This window comes from Polaromonas sp. (genome assembly GCF_039930745.1).
GTDB lineage: Bacteria > Pseudomonadota > Gammaproteobacteria > Burkholderiales > Burkholderiaceae_C > Polaromonas.
Map to the genome: position 1 here is coordinate 1 of NZ_JBDTTH010000118.1, position 9,393 is coordinate 9,393.

A 9,393-nucleotide genomic window follows, 5' to 3' on the forward strand; every position below is an offset into this window, starting at 1 on the left:
CATCACCGGCAGGTCCGGCCAGTCGTCACCCATGAATGCAGCCTGCGACCAGTCGAGCCCCAGCGCCTTGAGGGTGATCTCGGCGGCCGGCAGCTTGTCTTCGGTACCGAAATGGGCATGCACAACACCCAGCGCCTGCAGGCGTGTACGCAGCACGGCGCTGTCGCGGCCGGTGACCACGGCCGGCGTGATGCCGGCGCGCTGCAGCAGTTTCAAGCCGTGTCCGTCAAGCGAATTAAAACGTTTGAGTGTCTCGCCCGCGGCATTGAACCCGACCTGCGGTGTCGCCCGGGGATCGCCTTCCGGATACTCCCCGAAATACAGGCCGCCATCTGTGAGGACACCGTCCACATCAAAAAAAGCCACTTTCACCTGTTGTGCGAGCAGCAGCAGTTGTGGTGCGAAGTTCAGGGCCGGCGACACGACCTTCATGCGTAACTACCTGAAAACTGCATCGAGTCCGTACGCATAGTTCCCCGTCTTCTCAAGCCGGGGTCGCGGAGTTGGCTTCGCCAGGCCGCAGGCGCAGCGGCCCCCTCGGGGGGCAGTGCAGTACACGAAGTGACAAACGTGGGGGTCATATCACTTTCGCGCGCAGCAAGTCGTTGCTGTTGAGCGCACCGCACAGAACCCCCGCATCGTCCACCACCAGCACACTGGTGATGCGGTACTGCTCCATCAGCGCCACCGCCTCTACTGCCAGTGCGCCAGCATGCAGCGTACGCGGATCGGGGTGCATGACCTCGGCGGCTTTGCTGGCCCGCAGGTCCACCCCTTTTTCAATCAGCCGGCGCAGATCACCATCGGTAAAAATGCCGCGCACCCGGCGTGCATCATCGACGATGGCCGAAGCGCCCAGACCCTTGTTGCTCATCTCGCGCATCAGTTCCGTAAAACTGGCCTGAAGACCCACCGCCGGGACCGCGTCACCGGTGCGCATCACATCCTCGATATGCGTCAGCAGCTTGCGGCCCAGTGCGCCGCCCGGGTGGGAGCGGGCAAAGTCTTCTTCCCTGAAGCCGCGGGCATCGAGCAGGGCAACCGCCAGCGCATCCCCCAGCGCCATTTGCGCCGTCGTACTGGCCGTGGGCGCCAAGTTGAGCGGACAGGCCTCCGCATCCACGGCGCTGTTCAGAACCAGGTCGGCATGTTTCGCAAGTGTGGATGCGGTCCGGCCGGTCATCGCCACCAGCGTCACGCCGAGGCGTTTCAGGGCCGGCAGGATAACCGCCAGCTCTTCCACTTCGCCGGAATTGGAGATCGCCAGCACGATGTCTCCCGGCGACACCATGCCGAGGTCGCCGTGGCTGGCTTCAGCCGGATGGACAAACATGGCCGGCGTGCCGGTGGAGGCAAGCGTGGCGGAAATTTTCCGGCCAACGTGGCCGCTTTTCCCCATGCCCATCACCACGACCCGCCCCTTGCAGGCCAGCATGACCTGCACAGCCTGCGCGAATTCGGGGCCGATCCGGCCTTTCAGTCCAAGCACTGCGGCAGCTTCGATTTCAAGGGTCTCGTGGGCCAGTGCCAGCGCTCGCGCGGGATCAAATTTCGCAGGTTCAAAGCTCATGCCCGCATTCTATAGAGCCGCATCAGGCGCATGGCCCCAATCCCGCTGGTTGCACTGCAGCGCAGCGAAATTGATGGCCGCTGTCAAGAACAACAAGCCCTTCAGCTACCATCTAAACATGACTGCGCTCGAACTCACACTGCTGTATTTACTGGCTGCTGTGTTGGGTGTGGTCGCTTGCCGCACGCTCAAGCTGCCGCCCATGCTCGGTTATTTAGCCGTCGGGGTGGTGATTGGTCCCAATGCGCTGGCACTGGCCGAGAATTCCGACGGGGTGCGCCACCTCGGCGAGTTCGGTGTGGTCTTCCTCATGTTTGTGATCGGGCTTGAGTTCAACCTGCCCAAGCTGCGCTCCATGCGGCGTCATGTCTTCGGGCTGGGCCTGCTTCAGGTCGCGTTCACGATAGTGCTGGCCACAGTCGGCTCCCTGTTCCTGGCCGCGCTGGCACCCACCTTGTGGAAGATGTCCTGGCAGATGGTGCTGGCGCTTTCCGGCGCCATCGCCATGAGCAGCACAGCCGTCGTGGTCAAGCTGCTGTCCGAGCGGCTGGAGCTGGAGTCCGAACACGGCAAACGCGTGATGGGCGTGCTGCTGTTCCAGGATCTGGCCGTGGTGCCGCTGCTGGTGCTGATTCCCGCCTTGGGCGCTTCACCCGACAAGCTGCTGATGGCGCTGGCCATCGCCGGGCTCAAGGCAACGGTGCTGGTCGGCTTGCTGTTGACCGGCGGCCAGCGTGTCATGCGCTGGTGGCTGACGCTGGTGGCCAGGCGCAAAAGTGAAGAGCTGTTTGTGCTGAACCTGCTGCTCGTCACGCTGGCGCTGGCCTGGCTGACCGAGCTGGCCGGCCTGAGCCTGGCGCTCGGCGCTTTTATTGCCGGCATGCTGATTTCCGAAACCGAGTACAAGCATCAGGTCGAAACCGACATCCGGCCCTTTCACGATGTCTTGCTTGGCCTGTTTTTCATCAGCATCGGGATGCTGCTGGACTGGCGGCTGGTGCTTGAGCGCTGGCCACTGGTGCTGCTGTTGCTGACCGTGCCGGTGCTGTTCAAACTGGTCATGATCACGGCGCTGGCCCGGGCCTTGGGGGCCACCGCCGGCGTGTCGCTGCGCACCGGCCTGTACCTGGCGCAGGCCGGTGAGTTCGGCTTTGTGCTGCTGACACTGGCGCAGGGCAACAACCTGGTTCCCCCGTCGCTGCTCAACCCCATCCTGGCGAGCATGGTGCTGTCCATGCTCGCCACACCCTTCATCGTCATGTACAGCAACCGCATCGTGATGAAGCTGGTCTCCAGCGAATGGCTGCAGCAGTCGCTGCAAATGACCACCATTGCACGCAAGTCCATCAATACCGAAAGGCATGTGATTGTTTGCGGTTATGGCCGCTGCGGCCAGAACCTGGGCCACATGCTCGAAGGCGAAGGCATTCCCTACATCGCCCTCGACCTGGACCCCGATCGGGTGCGCCAGGCCGCTGCCGCGGGCGACTCGGTGGTGTTCGGTGACGCCGTGCGCCTGCAGTCGCTGATGGCTGCAGGCCTGGCACGTGCCAGTGCCGTGGTGGTGACTTATCTGGACACCGCCAGCGCACTCAAGGTATTGGCAAACATCCGCGCCCACGCCCCCACCGTGCCGGTGATTGTGCGCACTGTGGATGACCGCGACCTGGAAAAACTGCAGGCCGCTGGCGCCACCGAGGTAGTTCCGGAGGCCATTGAAGGCAGCCTGATGCTGGCCAGCCATGCGCTGGCGCTGGTGGGCGTGCCCATGCGCCGCGTGATCCGGGTGGTGCAGGACCAGCGCGATGTGCGCTACAACCTGCTGCGCGGCTACTTCCGCGGCGCCGACGACGACACGGCGGGTGACCTGGAGCAGGAGCGCCTCTCCACCGTCACTTTGCCGCTGGGCATCAAATCCGTCGGCAAGCAGCTTGGCGAGTTTGCATTGCACGCGACTGGCGTGCGCGTGGTCAGCCTGCGGCGCGGCGGCGGCAAGGCTCTGGAAGCGCTGGACAACACCCGGCTTCAGGGCGGCGACACCCTGGTGCTCTCGGGCCGGACCGAGGCCCTGGCGCTGGCTGAGCAGAAACTTTTGCGCGGCTGAATGTTCATGCCGGGCACAGATGGCCGCTGGCCATCGGTCGGAGCAAAATGGGGGCCCGCAGAACTTCCAAGCAAACCCATGCCCGCCTCGAGCGACTCTTTCAACTACGGCCCCTACCTCCGCAGCCACATCCGCACCGTGCCCGACTGGCCGGCGCCGGGTGTGCAGTTTCGCGACATCACGCCGCTGCTGCAGGACCCCAAGGTTTTTCGTGTGCTGATCGACGCTTTTGTGCACCGCTACATGGACCCCGCCCTGCGCCCGGATGTGGTCGCCGGGCTTGATGCGCGCGGTTTCATTCTTGGTGCCGTGGTGGCTTACGAACTCAACATCGGTTTTGTTCCGATCCGGAAAAAGGGCAAGCTGCCTTTCACCACCGTGCAGGAAACCTATGAACTGGAGTACGGCAGCGCCACCGTTGAGCTGCACACCGATGCCGTCAAACCCGACGACCGGGTGCTGCTGATCGATGACCTGATCGCCACCGGCGGCACCATGATGGCCGGCAAAAAACTGCTGGAAAAACTGGGGGCCCGGGTGATGGAAGGCGCCGCGATTGTGGACCTGCCGGAACTCGGCGGTTCCGACAAATTGCGCGCCAGCGGGTTACCGCTTTTTACCCTGCTGGATTTCGACGGACATTAGGCCGCGCCGAAAACTATCAATTTGATAGCTGGTAGCGCCCGTGGAATAAGGGCTAGAGACCGATTTGACTCATTATTCAGGTGCCGGCAGCCATGTAGCCCGGCATCTGTTGATCAAACCAGGTCGCCATATTGGGTGGCGCTCAAGGCGGGCACGGTCATGGGTGTTTCGGGCATCTCGGTGTCTTCAAACCCGGTCAGCAGGGTGTAAGAACGCGAGCCGCTTCGGTCGTCTTTGTCGTCTTTGTCAGACGTGCCCTTGGCGGGACGCGGCATGCCGCTGGCTGATGCAGCGGCAAGGGCCTGCTTGAACGCCGTCACTTCATCGGCCTGGATGGGTTCATAACGTTTGGGCAGCGGCGCCAGAGGGGCAACAGCCACCGGTTCCGCCGTAGCAACTTCTGCGACAACCGCTGCGGCAACCTGCACCGGACCAGCGGATACGACAGGTGCCGCTTTTGGCGTTTCGGTATTGGGGCGCGGGCTGGCGACTGCGGCATGGGCGCTGGGGCGGGGTTGGCCCACAGAAACCAGCTCGTTCATGCGCCAGTAAACCGCCGTCACCCGGATGTTGTAGCGCGACTTGGCACTCTGGGCAATCAGGACTTCGATTTCCGCCAGGCGTTCTGTCTGACCGCCAAACTCCTGTGCCAGGTCCATCATGACCATGAACTGCTCGCCGCGCGGGTCCAGTGAAAGCACCTTGAATTTATAGCTGGCCGACAACACACCAGCGCGGATCATGGCCTCACGCACAGCGGCATACAGCAATTCCCTTTTGGCATGCCTTTGGGTTTTTTGGCCGCTTTGCTCGGAAGGATTGTTCAGCGGCATGGGCGCCGATACTTTGGGCCGCGCACCCGCCACCGGACGGGTACGCTCGACGCGGCTCAGGCCGACGCTGTCGCTGTCCAGCTGTGGCTGGACGGAAAGACCTTCGTCTTGGCTGGATTTACCGGAGAACCAACTAAAAAGTGACATCAACTGGCGCCTGAAAAACGATAGCTGCGCATGCAGCGATCAGGGTTGGTGTTGCGAAGAAAATTTGCGCAACTTCTTCGTCCAAGTTTACTGAGTCCTTCTCTTGAATCCGCCTGCGTTGAGCTGGCCGAACTCACCGCCGGGAGACTCCGACGCGCATTCCTGCAATAAATCACGCTATGGCGGTTTGAGTGCACTGCATCTGGCGATTTTTTTCGCACGCCTTGTTGTCGCCCCACCACTGCTTTTACATCCGGGGAGCGGCCGGCTGTCAATTCAGGTGACCGCCACACGTTTGGGCCGGTTGTAAAGACGTTTGGCCAGCACGCCACCCATGGCCAGCGCCAACTCAAGCGCGATCAGGCTATGGCGATTCGACAGCTCCTTGAAACGCAGGGCTGTCAGGCACCAGAGCTTGCAGGCATTGGATGCCTGCACCGTGGCGCTACGCGGCAGACGTGCAAAAAATGCGCCCTCACCAACCATTGATCCGGCAGCGACCATGGCGAGTCGCACACGCCCCTTGTCGTCCTGGTAATGCACGCTCAGGGTGCCGCTCTCGATGAAATACAGCGTCTGGTCCGCCGCCCCCTGCTCGATCAGCGACTGACCGACTTGCAAGGCGAACGGCTGCATGTAGGTAGCCAGCACTTCCCACTGCTGCGAGTTGAACTGGCAGCGCAGGGCATCGCTCGCATGGCTGTGCGCAATGGCGCTGGCCAGGCCCTGGATGTCAAAGCGAACCGAGGTGGGAAGGGGTGCGTTCATGGTTGGACGGAAGATACCCTTCAGGACGTCCAAGCCGCAAGGGACGTTAACGCCCGTTTACACCTGATACATCGCCCGTGGCACATGTATCTCATTTACGCCGATAGTTGGCGTGCTACTTGCCAATGCAGAATTTCGAGAAGATTTCACCCAGCAGGTCGTCAGGCGTGAACTGGCCGGTGATGGCACTCAGCGCATTCTGGGCCTGGCGCAAATCTTCCGCCAGCAAGTCCAGGGCAGGCACCGGCGCGCCTAGTTGTACCGACGCTCGCACCAGTTGCGCGTCGACCTGCCGAAGAGCGCGCACATGGCGTTCCCGCGCCATGAAAACGCCTTCTGGGGCGGCATGCCAACCCACGACCTGCAGCAGCTGCTGGCGCAGCTGCTGCAAACCCGCACCGGTTTTGGCAGAAATGAGAACACCCGAAGACACGGCGGCCAATACGCCAGGGCTTGCCAGGTCCGCCTTGTTCCAGACATCAATCACTGGCGTGCTCGAAGGCAGTTTCCCGGCGATAGCGCCCGCGATGTCTGCATCCGCTGCGATGTAATTCATGGCAATGCGCAGGTCCTCAGGCGTTTGCTGGCGTGTCAGGTCGTGCAGGAACAGCACAGCATCAGCGCTCTGGATTTCCGTCCACGCGCGTTCGATGCCAATTTTTTCGACTTCATCGACTTCGGGCAACAGGCTGTCGCGCAGACCAGCGGTGTCCACCACATGCAGCGGCACGCCGTCGATCTGGATCAGCTCGCTGACCTTGTCGCGCGTGGTACCGGCCACCGGTGTCACGATGGCCAGCTCGGCCCCGGCCAGCGCATTGAGCAGAGAGCTTTTACCGGCGTTCGGCTGCCCGGCAATGACGACCTTGATGCCTTCGCGCAAGATCGCGCCTTGCTGCGCGCGCTGCAGCACGGCAGCCAGTGTCTGCTGCAGCCGGTCCAGCTGGCCCTGGGCATCCGCCTTCTGGAGGAAATCAATGTCTTCTTCCGGAAAATCCAGCGTCGCTTCCACCAGCATCCGCAGGTGCACCAGCTGGTCCAGCAGCGCATGAACCTCCCTGGAAAATTCGCCGGAGAGCGAACGCGCGGCCGAGCGCGCCGCGGTTTCCGTGCTGGCATCGATCAGGTCGGCAATCGCCTCCGCTTGCGCCAGATCGATCTTGTCGTTCAGGAATGCGCGCTCGGTGAACTCCCCGGGCTGGGCCAGGCGCAGACCTACCAGGCGCGGCATGCCCGTGGCCGCATCGCGCTCCGCTGCAGCTTCCAAGCAGCGGGCCAGCAGCAACTGCAGCACCACCGGCCCGCCATGGGCCTGCAGCTCCAGCACATCCTCACCGGTATAGGAATGCGGCGCCGGGAAATAAATCGCCAGGCCCTGGTCAATCGCTTGTCCCGCGGCATCGCGGAAAGGCAGGTAAGTAGCTTGCCTAGGCGTCAACGCACGGCCGCACAGTGCCTTCACCAGCGGGGCCATGGCTTTGCCGGAAATGCGCACGATGCCCACAGCCCCTCGGCCGGGCGCAGTGGTGATGGCAGCAATGAGATCGTGGTGTCGGGCCAGCATGGAGGCACCATGTTAAAGGGCCGCGAAGCGGCCCTTTTTTGTTTTTTAGCTGAACTTCGGCAAGTTGAACTGGGGCGGCACACCCATGCGGGTGTTGATCACCCACTGTTGTGCAATTGACAGGATGTTGTTGGTGATCCAGTAGAGCACCAGGCCGGCCGGGAAGAAGAAGAACATCACGCTGAAGATCAGCGGCATGAACCACATCAGCTTGGCCTGCATTGGATCGGGTGGCGTCGGGTTCAGCGCGGTCTGCAGCATGGTCGTCAGGGCCATGACAATGGGCAGGATATAGAAGGGATCCGGCGACGACAGGTCATGGATCCACAAGACCCATGGCGCATTGCGCATTTCCACCGAGCTGAGCAGCACCCAGTACAGCGCAATGAACACGGGAATCTGGATCACGATCGGGAAGCAGCCCCCCATCGGGTTGACTTTTTCCTCCTTGTACATCTTCATCATTGCCTGCTGCATTTCCTGCGGCTTGTCTTTCAGGCGTTCGCGCATTTCCATGATCTTGGGGTTCACGGCCTTCATCTTGGCCATGCTGGCATAAGCCTTGGCGTTGAGCCAGTAGAACCCGGCCTTGAGCAACAGCACCAGCGCCACGATGGACCAGCCCCAGTTGTGAATAAAGCCGTGCAGCTTGTCGAGCAGCCAGTACAGCGGCTTGGCCAGGATCGTCAGCCAGCCATAGTCCTTGACCAGCTCCAGCCCGGGGGCAATCGCCTCCAGCTGCTTTTCAACCTGCGGGCCGACAAAAAACTTCGCTTCCACCGATTTGGTCACGCCGGGTGCAATCGTCTCCAGCGACGTGATCATGCCCACGGCGTACAGGTTGGTGTCCACCTTGCGGAAGAAAATATCGCGCTGGACACCGTCGGCCAGCATCCAGGCCGTTGCAAAATAATGCTGGACCATGGCCACATAACCATTGGTGGCCTGTTTCTCGACTTCCACCTTGTTTTTTTCGATGTTGCTGAATTCAACCTTCTGGTATTTCTGCGCCTCGGTGTACACCGCCGGACCGGTGAAGGTGGAATAAAACGAGGATTCGCCCGGCGGTTTGTTGCCGTCACGTACCAACTGCAGGTAAAGCTGCGGCGAAACCGCGCTACCGCCCGTGTTGATCACGTCGTGGCGCACTGTCATGTCGTACGCGCCGCGTTTGAGCGTGTAGGTCTTGACCAGCTTGACGCCGCCAACATCGGCTGATTCGAATTTGACTTCAAGGCTGTCCTGGCCGTCCTGTAGCGTGCGCTCGCCGGGCACGGCCGTCATCAGCGTCTTGTGTGTGGGGAAGCTGCCCCCGGCGGCACCGGCAATCAGGCCGGACTGCGCCACATACATACGCGTGGGGCTCTGGTCGAGCAGCACAAAGCCGGAACCTTTGTCCGCCATGTCCTTGTGTTTGGGGAAGGACGAATGCACCAGCGTACCGCCTTCGGTGTCAAAGGCCAGGTCAAGCACATCGGTCTTGACCACCAGGCGCTCCTTGGTCGCGGAGGGCGTGGTGGCGGGCAGCACGCCCGCTGCAACGGATGCGGCTGGTACACCGGAAGCTACCGGTGCCGGCGCAGCGCTGCCACTGGTCTGGCCGCTAGGCACCGCGGCACCGTCGGCGGGTTTGCCAACGACAGGCGCCGTCGTGCTCACCGCGGGTGCGGGGGAGGGAAAGAAGGTCGCCTTCTTGCCGTTGGCAAGCTGCCACTGGTCCCACAACAAGACCATGGAAAAACCAAAAATCACCCACAAAATG

8 protein-coding genes are annotated in these 9,393 nt (G+C 62.0%); 2 read left to right on the forward strand and 6 right to left on the reverse strand.

Annotated features, from left to right (window positions below):
• Positions 1 to 432: 3-deoxy-D-manno-octulosonate 8-phosphate phosphatase (locus ABI660_RS21460; RefSeq protein ID WP_348071956.1), on the reverse strand; the 432-nt coding region annotated here is incomplete at its 3' end.
• 145 nt (positions 433 to 577) lie between these two features.
• Entirely contained in the window at positions 578 to 1,570 is a 993-nt protein-coding gene (locus ABI660_RS21465; RefSeq protein WP_348071958.1) for a KpsF/GutQ family sugar-phosphate isomerase, read from the reverse strand.
• A 118-nt stretch (positions 1,571 to 1,688) separates the two neighbouring features.
• Here ABI660_RS21465 and ABI660_RS21470 point away from each other — a divergent pair, with 118 nt between their 5' ends.
• Positions 1,689 to 3,674 (forward strand): cation:proton antiporter, encoded by a 1,986-nt coding sequence (locus ABI660_RS21470; protein WP_348071969.1) that lies wholly within the window; start codon positions 1,689 to 1,691, stop codon positions 3,672 to 3,674.
• Positions 3,675 to 3,752: 78 nt separating this feature from the next.
• Positions 3,753 to 4,319: an adenine phosphoribosyltransferase gene (locus ABI660_RS21475; protein WP_348071960.1), complete on the forward strand. Its 567-nt coding sequence runs from the start codon at positions 3,753 to 3,755 to the stop codon at positions 4,317 to 4,319.
• Positions 4,320 to 4,432: 113 nt separating this feature from the next.
• Here the strand turns inward: ABI660_RS21475 and ABI660_RS21480 are convergent, their stop codons facing one another.
• The 4 genes from ABI660_RS21480 to yidC form a co-directional block, all read right to left on the reverse strand.
• A complete protein-coding gene (locus tag ABI660_RS21480; RefSeq protein WP_348071961.1) occupies positions 4,433 to 5,299 on the reverse strand; it encodes a hypothetical protein in 867 nt (288 codons plus the stop codon).
• 276 nt (positions 5,300 to 5,575) lie between these two features.
• A complete protein-coding gene (locus tag ABI660_RS21485) occupies positions 5,576 to 6,067 on the reverse strand; it encodes a cyclic nucleotide-binding domain-containing protein (protein ID WP_348071963.1) in 492 nt (163 codons plus the stop codon).
• A gap of 115 nt (positions 6,068 to 6,182) precedes the next feature.
• Positions 6,183 to 7,631 carry a tRNA uridine-5-carboxymethylaminomethyl(34) synthesis GTPase MnmE gene (mnmE, locus tag ABI660_RS21490; protein WP_348071965.1) on the reverse strand — a complete coding sequence of 483 codons (1,449 nt, stop codon included), beginning with the start codon at positions 7,629 to 7,631 and terminating at the stop codon, positions 6,183 to 6,185.
• A gap of 45 nt (positions 7,632 to 7,676) precedes the next feature.
• Positions 7,677 to 9,392: a membrane protein insertase YidC gene (gene yidC, locus ABI660_RS21495; protein WP_348071967.1), complete on the reverse strand. Its 1,716-nt coding sequence runs from the start codon at positions 9,390 to 9,392 to the stop codon at positions 7,677 to 7,679.
• Position 9,393 lies beyond the last annotated feature (1 nt).

What these genes read in the sequence shown, in the direction of transcription:
- ABI660_RS21480 (WP_348071961.1), bottom strand. Translation starts at nt 5,299, where the DNA reads ATGTCACTTTTTAGTTGGTTCTCCGGTAAATCCAGCCAAGACGAAGGT.
- ABI660_RS21470 (WP_348071969.1), top strand. Translation starts at nt 1,689, where the DNA reads ATGACTGCGCTCGAACTCACACTGCTGTATTTACTGGCTGCTGTGTTG.
- ABI660_RS21475 (WP_348071960.1), top strand. Translation starts at nt 3,753, where the DNA reads ATGCCCGCCTCGAGCGACTCTTTCAACTACGGCCCCTACCTCCGCAGC.
- ABI660_RS21465 (WP_348071958.1), bottom strand. Translation starts at nt 1,570, where the DNA reads ATGAGCTTTGAACCTGCGAAATTTGATCCCGCGCGAGCGCTGGCACTG.
- ABI660_RS21485 (WP_348071963.1), bottom strand. Translation starts at nt 6,067, where the DNA reads ATGAACGCACCCCTTCCCACCTCGGTTCGCTTTGACATCCAGGGCCTG.
- mnmE (WP_348071965.1), bottom strand. Translation starts at nt 7,631, where the DNA reads ATGCTGGCCCGACACCACGATCTCATTGCTGCCATCACCACTGCGCCC.